The sequence below is a fragment of the Solwaraspora sp. WMMA2080 genome, from assembly GCF_027497395.1.
Lineage (GTDB): Bacteria > Actinomycetota > Actinomycetes > Mycobacteriales > Micromonosporaceae > Micromonospora_E.
The window spans coordinates 5460774-5483482 of the sequence record NZ_CP114910.1 but is presented as its reverse complement, the minus strand read 5'-3'; the positions used below and the strand labels follow the sequence as shown (position 1 = coordinate 5483482).

The window sequence follows — 22709 nt, the reverse complement described above, 5'->3', positions numbered from 1 at the left end:
CACGTAGCCAGAGCTATCGGAGATCCCGCCCTCCTTTCGCCGGTCTTCAAAATGGTGCGCCGACTAGGCAATCTGGGAGAGCACGACCCCCTGCGGTACATGCCATCATGAGGCGACCAAAATGCCTGTCGACCGTTGCCACAGGTGCTGCCCGCTGCGCCGTGTGCCACTGTCGGGGCTGGCACGGCAGGTCTCGCCCCCGGTTCGGGTCTGGTGTGGAGGGTTGACGCACGGGCAGGCCCGGCACCCGCTCACCCACTGAGGAGAACACTCAATGGAAACGACGACAAAGCAGCCGGGAATCCGGGTCCCGCTGATTGACGAGGAGCACGCCGAAGGCCGCACCGCCGAACTCTACGAGCAGATCAAGGCAGTCACCGGGCTGCCGTTCGTGCCGGACATGTTCCGGCTCACCTCGACCAATCCTCGGCTGCTCGAGGTGGTCGTCGCCGGCTACGGGGGCATCTTCAAGGGCGACACCCTGCCCCGCGATCTCAAAGAGCTGATCTCGGCCTGGACGTCCAAGCTGAACGGCTGCCCGTACTGCGTGGGCACGCACAGCTGGTTCCTCAGCGAGTTCGGTGGCAGCGAGGAGCTGGTCGAGGCCGTCTCGACCGCCTCGACCGCCGAGGAGCTGCCGGTCGACGAGCGGACCCGGCCGCTGATGAAGCTGGTCGAGAAGGTCAGCACCGGCGCGTACAAGATCACCGACGCCGACTGGGAACAGGCCGCCGCCGCCGGCTGGAGCGACGCCGAGATGCTCGAGGCGGTCTTCTGCGCCAGCCTGTTCGCCTTCATCAACCGGCTGGTCGACGCGACCGGGTTGGGTACGTCAACCGACCGCAGCCGGATCGCCCGACAGGGCGACGAGTGACCTCCGGTCGGAGAGGAGTCCGGTCGTGACACGATCCCGCGCGATCCTGCTGACCGGTGCGTCGTCGGGCACCGGCATGTCGTCCGGCTCGGGCAAGGCGGCCGCGCTGCGCCTGCACCGAGCCGGCTGGCCGGTCTACGCCACCGGCCGCAACGTCGACGCGCTGGCCGATCTGGCCGCCGAGGGCATCACCGTGATGCATCTCGACGTCACCGACGAGGAGTCGATGGCCGCTGCGGTCAAGCGGATCACCGACGAACACGGCGCGGTCGGCACGTTGATCAACAACGCCGCGTACAGCCTCAACGGCACCATCGGGGAGACCCCGATGGACGAGGTACGGGCCCAGTTCGAGACGAACGTCTTCGGTCTGTGCCGGCTCACCCAGATGGTCCTGCCCGGGATGCGGGAGCAGGGCGGTGGCCGGGTGGTGCTGATGTCGTCGATCTTCGGACTGTTCGCGACGCCAGGTCGGGGCTACTACCAGGCCACCAAGCACGCGTTGGAGGCGATCGGCGACTCGCTGCGACACGAGGTGGCCCGGTTCGACATCAAGGTGGTGCTGATCGAGCCGTCGCCGATCCTCGGCGGTTTCGTCCCGGACAGCGTCGCCGACCTCGGCATGCAGTCGCACGGCAACCCGGCGCTGTACAAGGACTTCTGGGACTACTTCGTACAGTGGCACCAGGCGTACCGGCTCAGCGACAACCCGCCGCTGCGCGGCAAGATGGCGGTCCGCGCCGAGCATGTAGCCAAGGTCATCGAGACCGCGGTCACCCACCCCAACCCGCGCGTCCGGTACCGACTCGGGATACCCGCCCGGCTGCTGACCCGGATGCGGGCGACGATCGGTGACCGCAACTGGGACCGGTTCGTCCGCGCGTTCTTCCCCATCCCCTGACCGTGGCCGTGGGCCGTGGCCATGGCCCACGAACTGATCGGCGCCGGCGGTCGAAACCGCCGGCGCCGATCAGTCGGTCCGGCACGTCGACCGCCGGCGTACCCCGTCCCGCTGTCTGATTCGTCAGTCAGGATCGCGGTAGCGCAGTGACGTCGGCCGGCCGTCGCGGGGCCGCAGCCACAGCAGCGCGATCACCACGAACAGCACCAGCCCGTCGATGACCAGCAGGGTCGCGCTGAATCCGTCGATCTGGTGGGCGTGTTCGGACACCGCGTCGGTACGGGCCTCCCGGGTCGCGGCGTCCAGCGCGGCCGGCGGCACGCCGGTGCCCACGCTGAACCGGTAGACGTCAGTCACGTCCGAACCGTCGGGAAACGTCACGTGGTACGCAACGGTGTAGTCACCGTCGGCACCGATCTGCACCGGCTGGTGCACCCGGTCCGGGGCGACCTGCCGGTAGTCGCCGTCGGTGACCTCGTCGCCGGCGCCGTCGAACACCTCGACGTGAGACAGTTCCGGCTGCACGGTGTCGGTGAAGGACAGCGTCACGCCGGTCGGCGCGACGCTGAGCGCCGCGCCGACCGGCGGGTCCGCCAGGAGCAGCCTGCCGTCGTCGGCACGGGCGCTGCCGGGAGTGGCCAGCAGCACCGCGGCGACCACGGCGACGACGCCGGCCACTGCGGCGGCCGCCGCGACGACGCCGGTCAGCCCGAGAGCAGCGGCTGGTACGCCTGGGCGGGGGTCAGGCCGCATGGGGGGCGAGCGGTCGGACTTCCGACCGGTGGCCGGCACAGCTGCAGCTCATCTGCTCCCGATCCCGCTCGTTCGGGCGCAGGTGCAGGTACATCGCGATCACCATCGGGATGAAGACCACCGAGTTGTAGAACAGGTGCAGCTCGACGCGGGGCACGATCAACTGCACCACGCTGGTCACCACCGGCTGGCCGAAGAAGATGGTGCCGGTCTGCGCCTGGATCAGCAGCAGCAGATGTTCGATGTGGTGCCAGAACTGGATGGCCAGTGCGATGGTCCACCAGGTCCGGGCCCGTCCGGCGAACCCGGGGCGGAGCAGGAACAGGAAGACGAGCATCACGATGGCGTACCCGTAGTGCAGCCACTCGGAGCTGACCAGCCAGGGGAACCACTGGCCGAGCACGCCCCGGGCCTGCGGCCGGGGGCTGCCGAGCACCCAGATCTGGTACGCCTGGACCAGGTGTTCGGCCCAGTGCGCGAGGACGACGACGAGGAAACCGTTCAGGGCCAGCTTGTGGTGTGCGCCGTTGAGCCGGGCCACCAGGCCGGGGGAACTGGAGGAAGCGGGATGGGGGGCGGGATGGGCAGCGGAATGGGCCATTTGACATACCTTCCGTGAGCCAGGCATGACATCCTGTCGCGAAGCTAGCTGGCAACATGACGTCGTGGATATTGGAGATTGCCTAGTTGGGCATGTTCAGCCGGCGATCCAGTTGGCGTGGAAGCCGCTGGGCACCCGTACCGGCAGGTGCACCACGGCCACCGGCTCACCGGTGAAGTCGGCGGCGTCGAGCACCACCAGGCTGCTGCGGTCGACCCGGGCGTCGTACACATAGGTGAGCAGCCAGCCGTCATCCTCTGCGCCGACCGGGCCACGCGGCACGAAGACGGCCTCCCCCGCCTCCCGGTACGGCCCGAAGTCGTGCACCGCCACGTCCCTGCCGTCCAGATCGTGCCGCAGCAGCGCCGAGCCGCCCAGCGTGCCGGTACCGTCCTGCATCGCCACCGTGTACGCGTACCGGTAGGGGGTCGTCTTGCGCCGGTCGTCGATGCGCGGGAACTCCTGCGGAATGTCGTCGAGCTGTTCGGCCGCGACGGACCCGCTGGTCAGGTCGAGGGTCCAGCGCCACAGCGTCGGGGCGCACTCACCGGGTGTCCGGCGGTCCCGGTCGAAGACCCGCTCGTGCCGTACGACGTCGATTACGCACCGGTCGGCGGTCTCGTAGGCGTTCACCGGGTGGAAGACGTAACACGGATCGACCTCGAACCAGCGCACGGCCGGCCCGGCGGCGGCCCGGGGCAGCAGGCCGATCCGGGCCGGCCGACCAGCGGACCAGGCGTACGGGAACCGGGATCCGGCGTGGGCCAGAGCCGGGTCGAAGGCGACCGGCAGGTCGAACAGCACGGTGTGCCGGTCGGTCAGGGCCACCGAGTGCATCAGCGGAGTGCCGGCCACCTCGATCCGGGTGCTGTGCCGCACCCGGCCGTCCACGCCGACGACCAGGTGTTCGACGTAGGGCAGGTCGTGGTAGTAGGCGACGGCGAACAGCTCCCCGGTGACCGGGTCGGTCTCGGCGTGCGCGGTGAAGCCGTGCGGCAGGGTCGCGTCGAAGTCCATCCGGGCCACCGAGTCGAGCTCGCCGTCGAGCTCGATCGGCAGGACGCCGGCTTCGCCGAGCGCGAGGGTACGGCCGGCGTGCCGGATCACGTTGGCGTTGGCGTTGTCGCTCAGCCCGTGCCGGGGGCCGGGGATGGGGAGTTCACCGCGGGTACGGGCGACGCTGTCGCTGCGTACCCACCGGTTGCGGTACCACAGCGCCCGACCGTGCCGCAGTCGCACACCGTGCACCATGCCGTCGCCGACCAGCGGGTGGGCCCGCGGGTCGGATCGGGTCGGGTTGGGGCCGATCCGGACCAGGCAGCCGTCGAGCTCGGCGGGCAACCGACCGCTGACGACCAGGTCGGTGCCGGTCGTCTCGTGAGCGACGGGACGCCGGTTGTCCCGGCGGACGGTCGCGGGAGTCAGGGGTGAGTGGGTGACGACGCTCATCGGGGGCCTCCACCGGCCGTACGCGACCTGGACGGCATCGTTACGCACCAGCGTTACGTTTCGCAGTTACGTAACAACGTTATGTCTCGACGGTACGCCGGGCGTGAGATCATGTCAATGTGAGTCCGCGCCGGGTCGATCCGCAGCTGGCCGCCGCCCTGCTCGAAGCAGCCGCGCGGCTGCTGGCCGAAGGGGGCACGGCCGCGCTGACCACCCGCCGGCTGGCCGCCGAGGTCGGCACGTCGACCACCGTCGTCTACACCTACTACGGCGGGATGGACAACCTGGTCCGGGCGATGGTGCACGAGGGCTTCGCCCGGCTGCACCGGCGGATGGCGACCGTCCGGGCCACCAACGACGCCGTGGCCGACGTGATGGCGCTCGGGTACGCGTACCGCGCCAACGCCCTCGACCACCCGCAGCTCTACCTGGTCATGTTCGGCAGTTCGGCACTCGGCGGGTTCGCCCTCGGCGAGGGTGACCGCCAGCACGGCCGGTACACCCTGGAGCCGCTGGTCGACGCCGTGTCCCGGGCCATTGAGCAGGGCCGGTTCCGACCGGCCGATCCGCTGCTCGTCGGGCAGACCATGTGGATCGCGTTGCACGGTCTGGTCGCCCTCGAACTCGGCGGCTACCTGATCGACCCGTACGACGCCGACCTGTGCTTCGAGACCCAGTTGCGCTCGCTGATGGTGGGCGCCGGCGACAAACACGAAGCCACCATGATCTCGCTGGCTCGGGCCCGCCGCCGCCGACCGCCACGGCCGGCGTCGGCGTCGGCACCTGCGTCGGCGTCTGCGTCGGCGAGCCAGAAAGACAGCGCCCTGAGCAATACCGGAGAAGTAACACCCTGAGCAACGGCGGAGAAGCACCACGAATTGGCAAATGTGATGCTCATCGGGGGACGTGAAGGTCCCTGCGATGGATGCGCATCCAGCCCTGCGAAAACGCCCAGGATCGCCAACTCGACACTGCCGAAGGACGCCGCTGATGAACGAATTCGATTATCTGGTGGTCGGAGCCGGGTCCGCCGGAGCCGCACTCGCCGCCCGCCTGAGCGAGGACCCGCAGCGCAGGGTACTGCTGCTGGAGGCGGGTCCGGACTACGCCACCGTCGCCGAGACACCGGACGAGATCCTCGACGGCAGTGCCATGTCGATGTCCACGTACGACTGGCGCTTCAAGGCCGAAATCACCGACCGCCGGCGCATCATCTTCCCGCGCGGGAAACTGACCGGTGGATCGTCTGCGGTCGGCGCGACCATCGCCCTGCGTGGCACGCCGAACAACTTCGACGAATGGGCGTCGATGGGCAATCCGGCGTGGGCCTGGAACGAGGTCCTGCCGTACTACAAGCGACTCGAGAACGACCTGGACTTCGACAATGAGTACCACGGTCAGGGCGGTCCGATCCCGATCCGCCGGTGGCGGCCCGACGAGCTGGCCCCGGTGCAGCACGTCTTCCACGAGGCCGCTCTCAAGGCCGGCTTCCCCGACGTGGAGGACCACAACCACCCCGAGGCCACCGGGGTCGGTCCCATCCCGTCGAACCGCAACGACACCCGTACCCGGTTCTCCACCGCGATGGGCTACCTGGGCATGGCCCGCGGCCGGGCGAACCTGACCATCTACTCCGGCGCGCAGGTCAACCGGGTGCTGTTCACCGGGACCCGGGCGCACGGCGTGGAGGTCACCAACCCGGCCGGCGGCACCGAGGAGATCCACGCCCGCAACGTCGTGCTGGCCGCCGGAGCGGTCAACTCGCCGACGATCCTGATGCGCTCGGGCATCGGTCCGGCCAGCGATCTGCGCCGGCTCGGCATCGACGTGCTCCTCGACCGCCCCGGGGTCGGCGGCACCCTGATCGACCACCCGCGCACCGGCGCGTTCATGGTGCCGAAGGAGGGCACGTTCGACCCGCAGGACGCATTCCTGCAGACCATGGTGCGCACCACCGCACCGGGCTCGGACGAGTTCAACGACCTGCAGTACTACATGATCAATCACTTCGATCTGACGCTCTTCCCCGAGCTGCAGATGCTCGCCGCGGCGAAGACGATCTTCGGGGTGATGGTGGTGCACCAGCGGCCGCAGTCGAGGGGACGCCTGGTGCTCGCCTCGGCCGACCCGACGTCACCGCCGGACATCGACCTGAACTTCCTTGCCACCGAGCAGGACATCAAGATCCTGGTCGACGCGGTCCGCACCTGCTGGCAGCTGATGCAGACCCCGGGCATCGTCGACCGCGGCGACCGGTTCGTCGTCCTCGGCGAGGAGATGGTCTCCGACGACGACATCCTCGGCCACTACGTCCGGCTCAGCCTGGACAGCGGCTACCACCCGGTCGGCACCACCCGGATGGGCACCGCCGACGACGCCGACGCCGTCGTCGACGAAGGGCTGCGGGTGCACGGCACGGACAATCTGTACGTGGGCGACGCCTCGGTCATGCCGTCGATCGTCAACTGCAACACCAACCTGACCTCGATCATGATCGGTGAGCGGCTCGCCGACTGGCTGACGGCCTCCTGACCGCCGGCACCGACCGGGGTGACACGACATGCCCCGCGGGTAGCACGCTACCCGCGGGGCATCACCGTCGGTACGGGATCAGGACAGCTTCTGCAGCCCGGCCCCGGTGAGCTCGTAGCCCGGCGCGACCGTCGCGGCGTCCGCCCGGACCAGGTCCACCATCGCGGCACCGGCGATCTGCGGGGTCAGCGGCGGCCCGATCCGGTTGACGAACTCCTCGGTCGACTTGCCGGCGCGGGCCGCGTACGCCCGTACGGCGGGCAGGCCCACCCCGGTCATCGGCGCGAACCTCGGCAGCACCGTGGTGAAGGTGATGTCCAGGCCGGCCCGCTTCGCCTCGTCCTGGGCGTAGCCGGTGATGTAGCGCTGAGTCGCCTTGGCACCGGCGTAGCCGCCGCTGAGCGGCGATCCGCCGAGCACGGCACCGCTGCTGACCACGATCACCCGGCTGCCGGGACGCAGCGGCTTGAGCAGCACCTCGCGCAGCCAGTGGAAGGTGATCCGCACGTCGGTCTCCCAGTTGACCGAGAACGTCTCCCAGGTCTGCTCCTGCAGCGCACGCATGTGCGGAGTGGCCCCGGCGACCAGGACCACGGCCTCGGGCTCGTACTGGTCGATCAGGGTGGCCGGGACGGTGGCCTCGCCGGCGTCGGCGATCTCGGGTTGGATCGACCCGGCGCCGTTGGCCGGCACCGGGAAGTCCATCGCGGTACGGGCCACCGCGATCACCGGCGCACCGGCGTCGGCGAAGGCGGTGGCGACCCCGTGGCCCAGGCCGCGGCTCGCCCCGACCACGATCGTGGTCCGGCCCGACATGTCACTCATGGTTCCTCCACTGTGTTGATGATGGGTGGATGCTGGATGGTTGCTCCGGCCCGACGCCCCACCGGCCGGTGGGTGGTGGCCGGTCCGACGCGGGACGGCCGGACAGGCCTACGGCTCCGGCTTCTGGCGAATCCACAGATTCGCCAGAAGCCGGAGCCGTCCCGCCCGGATCAGGGCTACTTTTGGAACCTGGTGCCGTTCCACCAGTTGGCGCCCGGCACCGCCGCGTTCTCCGCGTCGTACCGGTCCTTGTGACGCCACCAGTCCCACGGGTGCTCGAGCTCGTCCTCGCGCCGGCCGAGGTGGGTGATGTCCAGGTAGTTGTAGAAGTTTTTGAAGATCTCACCACCCCGGTCGAAGATCGAGTAGGTGAAGTAGACGTCGTCACCGTCGCGGTAGAATGCGCTGACGCCGGGCGACTCGCCCTGCTCGGTGGAGACCTCGTAGTCGTAGTTGAAGTCGCTGCCGAACGACGAGTACCAGGGGATCTCCCAGCCCATCCGGGCCTTGAACGCCTGGAAGTCGGCCAGCGGAGCCCGCGAGATCATCACGAAGGTGGTGTCCCGGGCCCACATGTGCGACAGCTCGCCGACGCTGTCAGCCTGCATCGAGCAGCCGATGCATCCCTCCTTGTCGCCCGGGGCGTACATGAAGTGCCGCACGACGAGCTGGCGGCGCCCCTCGAACAGGTCGAGCAGCGTCAGCGTACCGTTCGGCCCCTCGAAGAGGTATTCCTTCTCCACCTTGACCATCGGGAGATCGCGGCGCTCTTGGGCAATCATGTCCCGCGCCTTGGTGACTTCCTTCTCTTTCTCCAGCAGCGCTGTGCGTGCCGCCAGCCATTCTTCTCTGGAGACAACTTGCGGAGGGTTCATCAGATCTCCTCAGAACTTCGGCCGGAACCATCCATGGCCAGAATGACAGGGAACTGGTCGCCGGTACTTCTCCCCGCTTGCCCGGCGCGGACTACGAGCTGAACGTCCGCTCCTTCAGCCGACGCCGCTCGATCTTGCCCACCGGGGTCCGGGGAATCTGCTCGATGAACTCGATCTGCCGGATCTTCTTGTACGGCGCCACCTGTTCGGCGACGAACGCCATGAGCTCCTGCTCGGTGGTCGGCTCCTTGGCGACCACGAAGGCCTTCGGGATCTCGCTGGCCTCCTCGTCCGGCACGCCGATGACCGCCGCGTCCGCCACCTTCGGGTGGGTCATCAGGACCGCTTCGAGCTCGACCGGGGAGACCTGCTGGCCCTTGTACTTGATGAGCTCCTTGATCCGGTCGACCAGGAACAACTCGCCGTCGTCGTCGAGGTAGCCGAGGTCACCGGTGTGCATGAACCCGTCCGGCCGGAGCACCTTGCTGGTCACCTCGGCGGCGTTGAGGTACCCCTTCATCACGTGCGGACCCCGGATCAGAATCTCGCCCCGCTGGTGCGCACCGAGCTGCGCCCCAGTGGTCACGTCGACGATCCGGCACTCGACATTGGGCGCCGTGCGGCCCACCGACGCGGGCACCAACGGCTCCTCGAGCTGCATGAACGACGTCATCGCCTCGGTGAGGCCGTACCCCTGGGCGATGTGACAACCGAGACGTTCCCGGCAGAGCCGGGCGATCTCGGGGTCGAGCGCGGCGCCGCCGGAGACGATCGACCGGACCGACGACAGGTCGTACCGGTCCGGCAGCGGGCTCCGGGCCAGCAGCACGGCGAGCGTGGGGACAATGTAGAGGCGGGTGATCCGGTGGTCGTGGATCGCCTTGACGTACCCTTCCGGGTCGAACCGCGGCATCGTCACGATCGTCGCGCCCTGCAACAGGCTGGCGCTCATCACCATGATCAGACCGAACGCGTGGTGGAACGGCGGCATGGCGAGCACCTTCTCGTCCGCGCCGAGCGGCGTGACCGTCCTGGTCTGCAGCACGGTCGCGACGATGTTGCGGTGCGTCAGCATCACCCCCTTGGGGCGTCCGGTGCTGCCGCTGGAGTGCAGCAGCGCCGCGACGTCACTCGCCGGGTCGATGGCCACCTCCGGCGCCGGGTCGTCACTGAGCAGCTCCGACAGCGACGTCGCGCCGTCCGCCGCGCCCATCACCACGATCTCCTCGACCTTGGTACGGGCGGCCAGCGCCGCCGCCTTGGGCACCTCGGACGGTACGGTCACCAACAGCTTCGCGCCGGCGTCGGTGAGGTGGCCGGCCAGATCGTCGGGCGTGTCGATCGGGTTGAGCACGACGACCGTGCCGCCGGCCAGCGAGGCGGCGAGCACCACGATCGGGTACTCGGGCACGTTCGGCGCGAGCATCGCCAGCACGTCGCCCCGGCGGAAGCCACGGGCGTGCAGCCCGGCGGCCAGCCGACGCACCATCGAGGCCAGCTGGCGGTACGTGTAGCCGTCGCCACCGGCCACGTCGACCAGTGCCGTACGGTCGCCGTACTGCTCGGCGCGCTGCAGCACGAACGCCGGCAGCGACAGGTCCGGGATGTCGACGGTCGTCGGCGTCGGAGTGGTGGTGGTCACGACTTCGCCTCCGCGCGGCTGTAGGTGCTCAGCCCCGGCTGGTAGGCGCGCTTCTCGAACTGCTTCAGCGCGACGTTGACCCATTCGTTGCCGCTGAGCCGGGACAGCTCCCAGAGCTTGGCCTGGTCGTAGTCGATGGCAGTCGGCAGGTCCATGGTGGTGGTGCGCTCGTAGACCTGCTTGGCCAGTTCCAGGGTGATCGGGTTCTTCTTGGCGATCTTCCGCACGATCCGGTCGGTCTCGGCGTCCAGCTGGTCGGCCGGCACCGCCTTGTTGACCAGGCCGTACTCCTGTGCCTGCTGGCCGGTCATGGTGTCGCCGGTCAGGATGTAGTAGAGCGCCTGCTTGCGGGGCAGGTTGTGGGTGGCCGCCCAGGTGGCGCCGCCGGCCGGGAAGATCCCGAAGTTGATTTCCGACAGGCCGAACAGTGCGGTCTCCGACGTCACCGCCAGGTCGCAAAGGCCGGTGACCAGCAGGCCGCCGCCGAACGCGAACCCGTTGACCTTGGCGATGGTCACCGCCGGGAACGCCTTGAGCCGCTTGAACCAGGTCAACGCGATCAGGTTGGTCCGGTAGAACAGCTGCGGGTCGTCGAACGGCTGCAGGAAGCACTCCTCGAGGTCCATCCCGGCGCTGAAGCTGTCGCCGACGCCGGTCACCACGACCGCCTTGACGTTGCCGGCCGCCTCGATCGTGTCGAGGGCCTGGTTCATGTCCCGGTGCATCTGCGGGTTCATGGCGTTCTTCTTGGCCGGGCGGTTCATGTAGATGGTGGCCACCGGGCCGTCCATCTCGAGGTTCACGGTTTCCAGCACCATCATCTCAGTTCCCTCTTTCCGGTCGGGCAACGAAAAATGCGCGCAGTTGACCTTGGCCGCTCGGCCGTACAATCCGGATTTCGACAGTGCAGCCTCCGGTAGGCCCGCCGCGCTACGAGCATCACAAGTACCGATCCGGCACGCTTCTTTGGTGTTGCCTTGCCCCGATGGGCAGCGAAATCCGATACGGCAAGATTCACCGCACCGCTTGCCGAATATTGCCCACAATCGCCGACCGAACTGCAGGGAACAGCATTCTGGGAGAGGACACGCTGGAGCCTGGTCCGCAAGAATTCCGGGATGGTGGTCCGCAGCCCCCGGACCACCCGCAAGGTCGCGTGACCCGGTCCCGGCTACAGCCGGGACCGGGTCACGCGGTCAGTCGCTGACGTTTCAGGTGAGTCAGGCAGTCACTTCCTACGGGCCTTCGCGGTCGCCCGGGCGTTCGCCTTCTCAATTTCCTTGACCAGTTCGTCCTTGTTCATGTCCTGCGGGTGGTCAATGCCGACCTGGCGCGCCACGTCGTCGAGGTGGCCTTTGCCGGCGTTGGCGTCGACCCCCTGGGCGGTCTCCCGGGGCCGGCGCAACGACTGGGGCGTGCCCTGGGCCGCCTGCGGATCGGACGGGCCCAGGCTGTCCTTTGGCTGCCAGTGGTCGCCGACCTTCTCGTGGCTGTGTTTCAACGAGGCGTACGCCGCGCGGTGCGCCCGCGCCGGGTCGCCGTAACTCTCCTCGGCCGACTCCAGGGTCTTCTTGTAGGTCCGTACGGCCTTGTCGTCGGAGCGGGCGATCGTGCTGGGCACGTCGTCGCGCATCTGCTCGGCCTGCTGGTGCTTGTCGGCCTTCTCCCGCTTGGCGGCCATCGTTCCTCCTCACGGACGTCGTCTGCGCCGGGGGCGGCACCGAATTTCGCCGTACCACATCCCGTACCCACGACGCCGCAGGTCATGCCTGTCGTCCCGTCGCCGCGGCGTCGTCGCCGGTGCGACGTCGCCGGCCCCACGGCCACCGGCCATCCAGCTCGACCTCCAGGGAGAAGCTGAGGAACGTACGCACCGCGACGATCATTGCCAGCACGCCGACGCTCTGGAAGGTCGGCGAGATCGCCACGGTACGGATGATGTCCCCGGCGACGAGAAACTCCAGCCCGAGCAGGATCGCCCGGCCGACGTCCTGCCGGTACCGGCGGTAGGTCGCCCGCATGTTCCGCTCACGAAACGCGCCTCGCAGGTAGAGCACCGTGCCGACGACCAGGCCGGTGAGGATGATCAGCACACCGAGGGCGTCAACCGTCGTACCGATGATCAGGACAGCTGTCTCGAAGTTCATCTCTGACCACGAAGTCCATCTCGGTCGACGCCCGGTGCATGGTCAGGATAAATCGTGCTATACGCGCACGAAGCGATATTTCAGACTTGGTCTCTCATCTGCCCTCGTTCCAGGCCTTCAGAAACGCCCGGCCCAGGTAGCCGGCGATCATCCAACTGCCGAGCGCGCTCAGCACCCGGAAGTCGACCGCTCCGACGATCATGGCGATGGTCAGGCTGAGCACGGCGACCCCGACGACGAGCGTAATCAGCCCCAGTGCGCCGACCTTCAACTGCTGGTCGCTGCCCAGGCTTCGGAACCGGGCAACCACCCCGCTGCCGGCGACGCCCGACCGGGGATGCCGCCCGGCCGGACCGGCGACGGTCTCCGGCTGCGGGATCTCCGCCGGGTCCCGGGCCGGCAGGTCGATCCGGGACTGCACCGGGACTGCTGCATCGGCGAGCTCGGCGGTGGCACCCTCGTAGACCGTCGGTTCCAACTGCAGACTGACGCCGTCGTCACCGATGAGCTGACGGCCACCGTCCGGCCAGGCCAGCATCGCCGCGCAACGGTCGTAGCGCACCGATACCACCTGCCCGGACTGCCCGGACCCGGTGACGAGGCTGACCCCCTCCGCCCCGACGATCAGCCGTTGGCCGTCCAGCCCGCCCAGCCCTCGGTGGCTGGTGCCGGGAAGCAACCCCACCAGGCCCGGCTCGGCCCGGGTGAAACCGGCCCAGTCGGCACCCCGGCCACGGGGCGTCATCAGCAGCGACGACGCGTGCGCGGTGGTCGCCACCGCATGCACCGACTCGACGGTGACCTCCTTCAACTGCCGGGTCAGGTCGTCACTGGACCGCACCGGCCGGCCGGTGAGCAGGTTGAACGCGATCGACGGCAGCCGCGCGCCGTCCGCTTCCACGCTGGACAGCGCCTCGGTGGCCTTACCGACGACAGCGGCGACGTCCGCTTCGTCGATCCGACCCACCCGGATCTTGGCCAGTACATCGACGAAGCCACCGAGTACCGCGTCCTCCTTGCCGTTGGGAGCGTCCGCGAGGGCGGTGACCACCGCGTTGCCGTCGCCTCGTGGCTCGTAGTCGGTGGCGGTCGTGTATGACAGGCCGTCCCGCTGCCGCAGCGCCCGAAACAGCTCCCGCTCGACGACACCGCTGAGCACCCGGGCGGCCGCCCCGGCGGGCACCACCGCGTCCATCGCGGTCGCCCGACCCGGCCCGTAGAAGAACGCCGGCGTACCCGCCAGCGCCGACGAGGCGGCAGGGGCCGGCATCCGGGTCCCGGACGGCAACTCCAGCCGCAGATCCGGCGGCAACTCGGCACCCGCCAGCCAGAGGACCGCGTTCTCCCGGGTGAAGTACCGGGCCGCCCACTCCTGCAGGTCCTCGGCGGTGATCGCGGGCAATCCGAGCTCGGCATACGCACCCAGCCCGTAGTCACGCGCGCCGTAGCGCCACAGCGGCAACTGGTCGGTGGCGGCAGCCGGCCGGCCGGCCCACTCGGTGTCCAGGATCGCCTTCTCGGTGTCCAGGCGGTGCACCGGCAGTTCCCGCAACGACCTGCACACCCCGGTCAGAAAGGTGGTGATGTCGTCGACGGAGCCCGACAGGTGAAAGTGGGTCACCACGCTGCCGGTGGTGCCGTTGTAGTGGTAGTCGGCGGCGCCGAGCGGATGCAGCACGAGGTGTTCGAGCAGATGGGTGAGGCCACGCCGGGCCAGCGTCTCGTCGGCCTGGCCGACCCGGAACATCAGCCCGGCGTGCGTGGGCCCTCCGGTCGGGGCCAGCAGCGCCGGGATCCCGTCGACGTCGAGTTGCCGGATCATCGGGCCTCACCTGCCGCCTTCGTCGCGAGTGTACGGAACCGTCCGAACGCCGCCACCGGGTCCTTGAGGTACGCCCAGGCATCGGCCGCGACCAGGTTGCCGACCGCAGCGAAGTGCGGTGCGGCGGCGGCGTGATCGCCGATAACGCTGAAGATCATGGCGAAGGCGTTGTGCGCCTCCACCCACCCGTACGACTGCTCCGCGTCTGGATGCAGCACCGACCTGGCGGCGGCGTCGCGCAGCTCCTGACGCACCTGCGGGTCGGCGCAGTAGTCGCGCTGCGCCCGGCCTTCCAGCTCCAACCAGTGCTCGGTGTGGGCCTCGGCGACCAGCCTGCCGTTGAGCGCACCCGCTGGCGCGGCGGCAGCCGCCTCCCGAGCGAAGGCGTGCATCTGCTCGAACGAACCGCCCCACTTCGGACACAACTGCTGCAGTAGTTGCCGCTGCCCGGGGAGGTGGTGCGGGTCGGTCTCGGCGAGCCGGTCGTAGCGCCGACGCGCCTCGGACCGGCCCAGCTCCAGACCCCGGGCGGTGACGAGGCGGTACGTCCAGGCCGCGCAGTTGTCCGGGTGGTACGCGGTCGCGTCGATGAGCACCCGTTCGGCGTCGCGCAGGATCCGGTGGAACTCGCGGAACTGGTCGCGGCTGACATGCTCGGCGCGCAAACTGGTGCGGACCGCCCAGGCATGCTTGATCAGACAGGCGCCGAGCAGCGCGGCGGCGGGACCGTCGGTCGGGTCGGCGTCGTGTCGGCGTCGGGCCACGTCGTGGGCGGCGTCGACCGAGCTGGCGTACCAGATCAGTTCGGTGCCGACGCCGGACGGCCTGGTCGGTCCGGCGGGCGGCTGACCGGTGAACAGCCGCGACGCGGCGGCCCAGTCCGCCTGGTCGAGCGCGGCACGCAGCTCGACGAGCTCCGGGTATCCGGTGGTGAGATCGGTGGTGAGGGTGAGCGGTGGTGCGGCAGGCATGCGGCGCATAGTAGAGGGCTGCCGTCAACGGCGGGGACCCGGTTTTCCGCCGTGGACGCTGCTCGCGGGGGCGCGTCGCTCAGCGACAGGCAGCATCCGGACCCCGCCGGGCGATCCCGGCGGGGTCCGGATGGACGGCGTACGGTCGGCTGGACGGCGTACGGTCGGCTGCTCCTCTGAATGTCAGTCGACGACGGTGACGATCCGACGGCGACGGAACATCACTACGGCCACCGCACCTGCGACGACGAGGACCGCGCCGACGCCGGCCAGCAGCCCGGCGTTGGCTCCGGTCACCGGCAGCCCGCCGCCGGCACCTTCGCCGCCGCTGCCGAGGGTGATCTCGGCGGTGTTGTTGTCGGTGTCCGGGTCCTGCACGCCGCCGTCGATGACGATCGAGCCGGCGGCACCGGCCGCGCCGACGATCTCCACCTGGAACGGGTAGTGGAACGACTCCCCCGCCACCGGACTGTGCGTGGGCCGGCAGAAGTAGACCAGGCCGTTCGGCTGACCGCGGTCGTCCCAGACCGGGCTGCCGTCAACGACCGGGGCGCAGCGGTCACCGACGGCGACCGCTTCGACTCCGACGGGCAGCGTCACCACCGCGGACGGGGCCCAGGCCTGGCCCGGCAGGATCAGGTCGGCCGGGCCGTCGTTGCGCATGCCGACCTCGATGTCGACCACGTCGCCGACCGCCCCCTGCACCGTCGCGCCGATCGCCACCGAGTCGGCCGGCTGGTTCGGAATATTGACCAGGAATTCGGTCCAGTTGTCGGTGTCGTTGAGGTCCGGCAGCGGCTCCAGGGTGGCCAGGCGGAGCTCGTTGCCGGCGGATCGGGCGGACATCGTGCCGAGGGCCGCGACCTCGTCGTCACCCAACGGCAGCACCGACACCACGACGATCCGTTCGGACGGGCCGGGTGCGGTCTCGCCGACCCTGACCCGCAGCGGGGTCTCCTCGTGCAGGGTGAACACCTCACCCGGGCCGACCTCGCCGAGAATCTGGCAGGTCAGCTCGAGGAAGTCGGCGTTGTACTCGCAGTTGTCGTACCGGTCCGGCAGCTCGAGGTCCAGGCCGGTGCTCAGCACCACCTGTACGCCGGCGGCCGCCACCGTGCCGACGTTCGCGGCCCGGACCGGCACGTTCGTGCTCTCCCCCGGCTGCAGCGTCACGTCGTCGATCTCACCGACCACGAGATCGACCCCGGGCCCGGTGAGCTGGACCCTGCCGGTGGTCTGCTGCTCCTCGGGCATGTTCGCGGCGGAGGTGGTGACCTCGATGACGCCCGAGTACTCCAGGACGTCCAGGTCACCCGGCAGGGCGTCGACCCGGTAGACGTGCGTCGAGTCGCCGGCGAGTTCGTCGAGCGTGCAGGTGGCCACCTTGCCGGCGACCGTGCAACCCTGGCTGGCACCGGGCAGATCGATCCGGAACGCGTCCGACACCGTGGACGCGTCGATCGTCACCGACACGTCGACGGCGGCGGTCGGCACACTGTTGCTGATGGTGATCTCGATCGGCTTCGGCGTGGTCGCGTCCATCGCGATGTTGGTCACGTACTCGATGAACGGCGAGACCCAGGCGATGTCGTCTGACTCCACGGCCTGCGCCGGGGCGGCGATCGAAAGGGCGGCCAGGCTGGTGGCCGCGCAGCCGGCGGCGAACCGGCCGAGGACTGTCATTCTGGGCATGCTGCGGTTTCCCCCATGGAATGTCGAAGCAGCGGATGAGCGCGATGGCTTACAGAGGACAGCGCACATTAGTCATATCCGATGACGCACCGCAACCCGATGGCACATGGTCCCTCGCGGATGGCTACGTGCCCCGCAAGCTCCACAGTGTCTGATGCTCGGCGGGCGCGGGGCGTGCGTCGGCGATGTTGGTGGTGGTACCGACGACGCGGGCCCGCGATCAGAGGCTGACGTAGCCGTGCTTCCAATGCCCGACGAACACGACATCGGACTCCGGCACGCCACGGTCGGTGACGAGATGCCCGCGAAGACCGGTGGGCATCTCCTGGTAGATCGCCATGCCGCCATCCCGCACCGGGCCCGGTTTCCCGGCCGGACCCAACGCCGGAGCGTACCGGCGTAGGGGTTACCGCACAGTCACCTCGGTGCTGCCCATGCCCCTGAGTCCGCGAGGGCGAGCGTGGCGCGGGCAGTGAAGGATCTTGCGAGTCGATGAGGAACCGGATCGGAACACGAGAGTTGCTCGGCAATTGTGAGAGTATTTCTGATCGCATTGGCGATCTCTGTCTGGTTGTCGTATTCTCGCCTCTGCGTCGCGGGCACCTGTAGTAAACATCGTCAACGCGAAGGTCGCGACATGCATCGAGGGCAACGGGGCGGAGGTTGGGGCTGGTGCTGCTGACGTATGTTGACGAGTCGTACACTGATCGCTGGTTCGCCATGGCAGGACTGCTCGTCGACGGGCCTGCGGTCGGGTCGCCCGGAGGGATCTCACCTCCGGGCTCCCACGGAACGGAGCGTGACAGTCTCCCGTCACTCCGCTCGTACCACCCTGGCCATCATCAGAGGGTTACGGACCCAGGCCCAGTGCGCGAAGTAGCGCGGGTGTTGCGCGATGATGCGTTCCCACACGACTCGGGCCTTGCGTCGGGGTCGTAGCCGCCGGTACTTCTTGCGGATCCAACGCACCAGGTAGGAGTTGATGCGCGCCAGGAGAGTGTTGAGCTCGGAGCGGTAGAACCGCCCGTAGTAGCTCATCCACCCGCGTACGACGGGGTTGATCATCTCGGCGAGTTCGGCCCAGCTGAGGTCCAACCGGCGGTGGATCTGCCATCGCCGGACGGTACGGCTGAGTCTTTTGAGAGCGTCCTTGCTGACCGCCGGGAGGAACGCGGTGAACACGTCCCCTCGACGATCTTTGGCCCCGCGAGGACGGAACGTGTACCCGAGGAACGTGAACGAGGTGTCCGGATGGGCGCCTCGCCGGTTGGTGTCCTTGCAGTACACGATCCTGGTCTTGTCCGGGTGCAGGCGCAGCCCGACCTCGACCATCCTGTCCTCGATCGCCTGGCGCACCAGGTACGCCTGGCGTTCGCTGGCGCAGTGCACCACCGCGTCGTCGGCGTAGCGTTCGAACGGCACGGACGGGAACGTCCGGGCCATCCAGGTGTCGAACGCGTAGTGCAGGAACAGGTTCGCCAGCACGGGTGAGACCGCGGACCCTTGCGGGGTTCCCCGGTCTCGGGGTTGCAGGCTACCGTCGGGCTGCTGCATCGGGGCGATGAGCCACCGTTTGACGTACAGCAGTACCCACGGCAGGTCGGTGTTCGCCTCCACCGCTTTGATCATGAGGTCGTGGTCGACGCTGTCGAAGAACGCCTGGACGTCCAGATCGACGACCCAGTCGTAGCGCCAGCACCGTTGCCGGCATGCCGCTACCGCGTCCAGCGCCGACCGTCGCGGCCGGTAGCCGTAGGAGTCGGGGTGGAAGATCGGTTCGACCTTCTCCTCGATCCTGCGGGCCACCACGGTCTGCGCCACCCGGTCACCCACAGTGGGCACACCGAGTGTTCTGACCCCACCCTGCGGTTTCGGTATCCGCACCGCTTTCACCGGAGGCGGGAAGTAACTGCCCGAGGACATCCGATTCCAGATCTTGTACAGATTTCCTTTCAGATCCTTCTCGAACTCCCCCAAGCTGACGTCGTCGACTCCGGGTGCTCCCTTGTTCGCCTTGACTCTTTCGTACGCTTCCCAGACTTCCCACTTTGAAATCTCTAACGGTTTCTCTGACAATGTCAGCTCGCTCCTCACAGTTCCTCCCAGACCGTTATGCGTTCTGGTTGACCAGACGAACCAACTGCGGATGGCCCGGCCCCTTCGCTCCACCCCGATTACCAGGGCTTCGTCACTACTACGGGCCGGTCCGCCAGCGCGTCTCGCATCGGTACTCACACCTCGCGGGCACATCCCGCTCGGCTACTCCCTCTCGCCCGGCTACCCGGGGCGGTATCGAGACACGCCTTCCCACGTTCCATGCAGAAGCCGCAGACCAGGCTCATGCCGCCTCCATGCCGAGCACCGCCTGGCCAGTCATCGGGCACCCGCCAGACTCATCCCGCAGCCAACAGCAAGGACCACGGTTCTGATGCCACCTAAAACGTAACGACACGTCAACAGCGGTTCGGTTTCACTCATCTTCCCGGTCCCTACCTGACACCTCTCACGGCGCCTTTTCCACATCGCTCACCACGACGGTCTTCAGCCAACGCAGCATGTGGTGGTTTGAAGCCTCCTCCCGAAAGGCGACTCCGAAGGGCCAAACCTTCATCTCCTGCACAGCATCGATTCCTGACATCGCTCCTACATCGCGATCACCATTCCTCGTTCGTGGCACACGCAGTTGCGTTATCGGACGAGCTGGAGCGGGTTGCTGCCGCTGCGGCAGCGGCGTATCAGTTGGATGCAAAGGTCGAACTCCATGGGCACGAGATCTTTCACGCGGGTGGCGACTGGGCGGGAGTTCCGGTCCGAGCGCGGGTCGGTGTGTTCGATGACGTGATCGAAGCGGTCGCCGCGCAAGACGTCAAGGTCATCGCCCGAGCCATGGATGTAGTCGGGCAACGTGCCCGCTACCCCCACCCTGACCCGCCGCATACGGCAGTGCTTCAACACCTGTTGGAGCGGGTCGACGAGTGCGCCATCGAGCATGGCGACTATGCGTTGGTGATCGCTGACGAAGTCGACGGTCAAGCGAAACACCGGACTGATCTGTCGGTTTACCGAGAGGTCGGCACCAACGGGTACCGCCGTCGGAAACTGACGAGGATTGTCGACACCTTGCACTTTGCTCCCAGTCATGCCAGCCGGCTGGTGCAGGCCGCAGACGTAATCACCCTTCTGTACCGCCGTGTGTTCACCCACGAAGAAGCAGACGAGCGGTCACGGAAGGCGAAAGTCTCCATGTGGAAGCGGTTGCAGCCGCGAGTACACCATGAGCTGTGCTGGTTTCCGTCGAGCGGGGATCGGGGACAGAGCCAGCTCTGGGCCCGAGACTTTCGGTAGATGCACAAAGGGCCCGCGAGGCGGGCCCTAAGGCTGTGCGGGAGATCGAGATCGTCCCGCACTAGATATTCTAGCAGCCAGCCAGCCGGCCGAGCCACGCGCCGACGCCCCGAAACGGATCAACTCCGGCGCGACCGGGGCCACGTCCACGCCGTCGAACAGGCAGGGCCCGGCACCGGGGAACGGCAGGCGCTGGCGCGGTGCATCGACGAGGCACACCAGGTTGAGGGCGAAGAGGAGGTCTAGCCATGGGTGAGGGTGGCGATTGGGCTGTGCTGCGGGAGCGGCGGTTGGCTGAGCCCGACGCAGCTGAGGCGTACGAGGCGGCGCGGTTGGCGTTCGAGCTCGGTCGTTCGGTGCGTGAGCTGCGCGAGCGTCGCGGTTGGAGTCAGACGCAGTTGGCAACGGCGTCAGGGATGACGCAGTCTGCGGTGGCCCGGTTCGAGGCTGGCGGGACCGTGCCGACACTCGTGGTGCTGGAGCGACTGGCAGCTGCGAGATCGATCGAGGAGAAGGTGCCATGCAGGAGGTGAGGCCGTGACGAGCTACACGCGCTGGAGCGACGTCCGGAGTGCCTATGTCGAACGGGCCGGCGGTGAGGAGGCGGTCGAGGCCGGCAAGCGGGAACTGCTGGCCACCGTCGTCGGGCACCGCCTCGCCGAGGTACGCAAGGCCCGAGGCCTGACCCAGCAACAGGTCGCCGACCGGATGGGCGTCACCAAGGGCCGAGTTTCCCAGATCGAACAGGGCAAGATCTCCGGACAGGATGTCGTCGCCCGCTACGCCGCCGCGCTCGGTGGCCGGCTTCACCAGGCCATCTACTTCGACGACGGCGCCATCGCCGCGATCGCCTGACCCGCACCCCATCACCGCGTCAGCGTGAGGTAGCCGCTGATAGGTGTCCAGAGTCGGTCGACGGGCATGATGTGAATGCGGTCTTCGTAGGTGAACGAGCGTTGTCCGGTGCTGAACGCCACGCCGGCGATGAACCTGTCGCCGAGTGCGTCTCGTAGCGCTCGGAGGCCTTTGAGGTCGGCGCCCGCGACGCGTTCGTTCGCCTTGACTTCGAACGCGAGGACCCTGCCGTCGTCGAACTCGATGACGTAGTCGACCTCGTCGCCGTCGTAGGTGCGCCAGTGCCCCGTAGTTACGTTTTCGTCAAGCCAGGAGGCCTGCTTGCGGAGCTCGCCGACGACGAAGCTCTCTAGAAGGTGCCCGAACTCCGTCAAGGCGGTCGGGTCGAGTGTGGCGAGTTTGGCGGGAGAGACTCGCATCAGCCGGGCGGCCACGCCGGTGTCGACGACATGCACCTTCGGTGATGCTGCGGCTCGCGCGCGTAGCGTCGTACCCCAAGCAGGAAGTCGGTCGACGAGGAAGAGGTCTTCGAGGAGGCGGACGTAGCCTTCGATGGTCTTGCGCTCACCTGCGAGGCCCTGGGACGCGCTGGTGAGGTTGAGTACCTGCCCGGTTCTTCCAGCCAGTCGACCCAGCAGCTCGCGCAGCATGCTGCGCTGACGTACCCGGACAAGCTCGATGGCATCGCGCTCCAGCGACTGGCGGACGTAGTCGTCGAACCAACGGTCGCGCGCGGGGCCTGTGCGGCGCAGGGCCAGGGGGAACCCTCCAGCGCAGAGTCGATCAACGTACTCCGTCCGGGTGGTCGTCGACGCTGGCCTGGCTGCGACGGTCGCGTCGGGCGCTGCGCGAAGCGCCGGCAGGAAATCTTCATGGACGCCGCGTATCTCTCCTTGTGACATGGGCCAGATTGTCATGGTGTGCAGGCGTCCGGTGAGTGCCTGCGCGGTGCGGGGCAGCGCGTCCTGGCGGGTCGACCCGGTCAACGCGGCGGTACCCGGCCGGCTGCCTTCGCGGTTGAGTCGAGCCTTCAACGCGTCGAGGATCTGCGGGGCATGCTGATACTCGTCCACGCAGAGCAGGCCCGGCGTAGTGACGGCTGTCTGCGGGTTGGCCACCACGGCGTCGCGAATGCCCAACTCGTCCAGGTCCAGAACGGGGACCCCGTGCCGGTCGGCGAGCGCGCGCAGGACCGTGGACTTGCCAACGGAGCGAGGGCCGTGCAGGGCGATGACCGGCTCCACCCGGAGCAGGTCATCGAGCAGCGCAGAGACTCGCCGCTGCGCGATTCCGGCGAGTGGTTCCAGCACCCTGGCCCCCTCCGTAGCAATGAAGTACCGAATCCCAGGAGGTGAAACTACCACTATTCGAGAAGTGCGGATACCAAAATTTGAGCAACCGAGCTGCCAAATTTCGAGCACTTCA

At 68.2% G+C, this 22709-nt stretch carries 21 protein-coding genes; 7 read left to right on the top strand and 14 right to left on the bottom strand.

All coding sequences use genetic code 11. The features are described from left to right. Window positions 1-274: 274 nt before the first annotated feature. Both O7543_RS25100 and O7543_RS25095 read left to right on the top strand, forming a co-directional pair. The gene (locus tag O7543_RS25100) at window positions 275-874 is read left to right on the top strand and encodes a carboxymuconolactone decarboxylase family protein (protein ID WP_281551619.1); all 600 of its coding nucleotides are present in this window, start codon (window positions 275-277) and stop codon (window positions 872-874) included. A gap of 25 nt (window positions 875-899) precedes the next feature. Then, entirely contained in the window at window positions 900-1775 is an 876-nt protein-coding gene (locus tag O7543_RS25095) for an SDR family NAD(P)-dependent oxidoreductase (RefSeq protein WP_281551620.1), read from the top strand. Between the two features lie 123 nt (window positions 1776-1898). Here the strand turns inward: O7543_RS25095 and O7543_RS25090 are convergent, their stop codons facing one another. The 3 genes from O7543_RS25090 to O7543_RS25080 form a co-directional block, all read right to left on the bottom strand. Continuing rightward, window positions 1899-2528 carry a copper resistance CopC family protein gene (locus O7543_RS25090; RefSeq protein WP_281551621.1) on the bottom strand — a complete coding sequence of 210 codons (630 nt, stop codon included), beginning with the start codon at window positions 2526-2528 and terminating at the stop codon, window positions 1899-1901. Continuing rightward, the gene (locus O7543_RS25085) at window positions 2518-3129 is read right to left on the bottom strand and encodes a hypothetical protein (protein ID WP_281551622.1); all 612 of its coding nucleotides are present in this window, start codon (window positions 3127-3129) and stop codon (window positions 2518-2520) included. Before O7543_RS25085 ends, O7543_RS25090 begins: the two co-directional genes overlap by 11 nt. 96 nt (window positions 3130-3225) lie before the next feature. Continuing rightward, complete coding sequence (locus tag O7543_RS25080) at window positions 3226-4578, bottom strand: carotenoid oxygenase family protein (protein ID WP_281551623.1); 1353 nt, start codon at window positions 4576-4578, stop codon at window positions 3226-3228. 119 nt (window positions 4579-4697) lie between these two features. Between O7543_RS25080 and O7543_RS25075 the strand changes: the two genes are divergently transcribed. Both O7543_RS25075 and O7543_RS25070 read left to right on the top strand, forming a co-directional pair. Beyond that, entirely contained in the window at window positions 4698-5432 is a 735-nt protein-coding gene (locus O7543_RS25075; RefSeq protein WP_281551624.1) for a TetR-like C-terminal domain-containing protein, read from the top strand. A gap of 136 nt (window positions 5433-5568) precedes the next feature. Next, the gene (locus O7543_RS25070; protein ID WP_281551625.1) at window positions 5569-7110 is read left to right on the top strand and encodes a GMC family oxidoreductase N-terminal domain-containing protein; all 1542 of its coding nucleotides are present in this window, start codon (window positions 5569-5571) and stop codon (window positions 7108-7110) included. 78 nt (window positions 7111-7188) lie between these two features. On the opposite strand, the gene O7543_RS25065 is transcribed toward O7543_RS25070, so the two are convergent. The 10 genes from O7543_RS25065 to ltrA form a co-directional block, all read right to left on the bottom strand. Beyond that, entirely contained in the window at window positions 7189-7935 is a 747-nt protein-coding gene (locus O7543_RS25065) for an SDR family oxidoreductase (RefSeq protein ID WP_281551626.1), read from the bottom strand. 176 nt (window positions 7936-8111) lie between these two features. Further along, complete coding sequence (locus tag O7543_RS25060) at window positions 8112-8810, bottom strand: DUF899 domain-containing protein (RefSeq protein ID WP_281551627.1); 699 nt, start codon at window positions 8808-8810, stop codon at window positions 8112-8114. A gap of 91 nt (window positions 8811-8901) precedes the next feature. After that, window positions 8902-10452: an AMP-binding protein gene (locus O7543_RS25055; RefSeq protein ID WP_281551628.1), complete on the bottom strand. Its 1551-nt coding sequence runs from the start codon at window positions 10450-10452 to the stop codon at window positions 8902-8904. Then, window positions 10449-11273 (bottom strand): p-hydroxycinnamoyl CoA hydratase/lyase, encoded by an 825-nt coding sequence (locus O7543_RS25050; RefSeq protein ID WP_281551629.1) that lies wholly within the window; start codon window positions 11271-11273, stop codon window positions 10449-10451. Before O7543_RS25050 ends, O7543_RS25055 begins: the two co-directional genes overlap by 4 nt. Window positions 11274-11680: 407 nt before the next feature. Beyond that, window positions 11681-12133 (bottom strand): ChaB family protein, encoded by a 453-nt coding sequence (locus tag O7543_RS25045; RefSeq protein WP_281551630.1) that lies wholly within the window; start codon window positions 12131-12133, stop codon window positions 11681-11683. A gap of 82 nt (window positions 12134-12215) precedes the next feature. After that, the gene (locus O7543_RS25040) at window positions 12216-12599 is read right to left on the bottom strand and encodes a DUF1622 domain-containing protein (protein ID WP_281551631.1); all 384 of its coding nucleotides are present in this window, start codon (window positions 12597-12599) and stop codon (window positions 12216-12218) included. 94 nt (window positions 12600-12693) lie between these two features. Further along, entirely contained in the window at window positions 12694-14421 is a 1728-nt protein-coding gene (locus O7543_RS25035) for an insulinase family protein (protein WP_281551632.1), read from the bottom strand. Then, window positions 14418-15392 carry a hypothetical protein gene (locus O7543_RS25030; RefSeq protein WP_281551633.1) on the bottom strand — a complete coding sequence of 325 codons (975 nt, stop codon included), beginning with the start codon at window positions 15390-15392 and terminating at the stop codon, window positions 14418-14420. The genes O7543_RS25035 and O7543_RS25030 overlap by 4 nt, the downstream gene beginning before the upstream one ends. Window positions 15393-15575: 183 nt before the next feature. Then, window positions 15576-17075 (bottom strand): hypothetical protein, encoded by a 1500-nt coding sequence (locus tag O7543_RS25025; RefSeq protein WP_281551634.1) that lies wholly within the window; start codon window positions 17073-17075, stop codon window positions 15576-15578. 822 nt (window positions 17076-17897) lie between these two features. Beyond that, complete coding sequence (gene ltrA / locus O7543_RS25020; RefSeq protein ID WP_281551635.1) at window positions 17898-19334, bottom strand: group II intron reverse transcriptase/maturase; 1437 nt, start codon at window positions 19332-19334, stop codon at window positions 17898-17900. 420 nt (window positions 19335-19754) lie between these two features. Here ltrA and O7543_RS25015 point away from each other — a divergent pair, with 420 nt between their 5' ends. The 3 genes from O7543_RS25015 (at window position 19755) to O7543_RS25005 (ending at window position 21284) form a co-directional block, all read left to right on the top strand. Then, on the top strand, window positions 19755-20429 hold the full coding sequence (locus O7543_RS25015; protein ID WP_281551636.1) for a DUF3800 domain-containing protein: 675 nt from the start codon (window positions 19755-19757) through the stop codon (window positions 20427-20429). Between the two features lie 248 nt (window positions 20430-20677). Beyond that, the gene (locus O7543_RS25010) at window positions 20678-20962 is read left to right on the top strand and encodes a helix-turn-helix transcriptional regulator (RefSeq protein ID WP_281551637.1); all 285 of its coding nucleotides are present in this window, start codon (window positions 20678-20680) and stop codon (window positions 20960-20962) included. A gap of 4 nt (window positions 20963-20966) precedes the next feature. Continuing rightward, window positions 20967-21284: a helix-turn-helix transcriptional regulator gene (locus O7543_RS25005; RefSeq protein ID WP_281551638.1), complete on the top strand. Its 318-nt coding sequence runs from the start codon at window positions 20967-20969 to the stop codon at window positions 21282-21284. An 11-nt stretch (window positions 21285-21295) separates the two neighbouring features. Here O7543_RS25005 and O7543_RS25000 read toward each other — a convergent pair whose 3' ends face one another. Beyond that, the gene (locus O7543_RS25000; protein WP_281551639.1) at window positions 21296-22594 is read right to left on the bottom strand and encodes an ATP-binding protein; all 1299 of its coding nucleotides are present in this window, start codon (window positions 22592-22594) and stop codon (window positions 21296-21298) included. Between the last annotated feature and the right edge of the window lie 115 nt (window positions 22595-22709).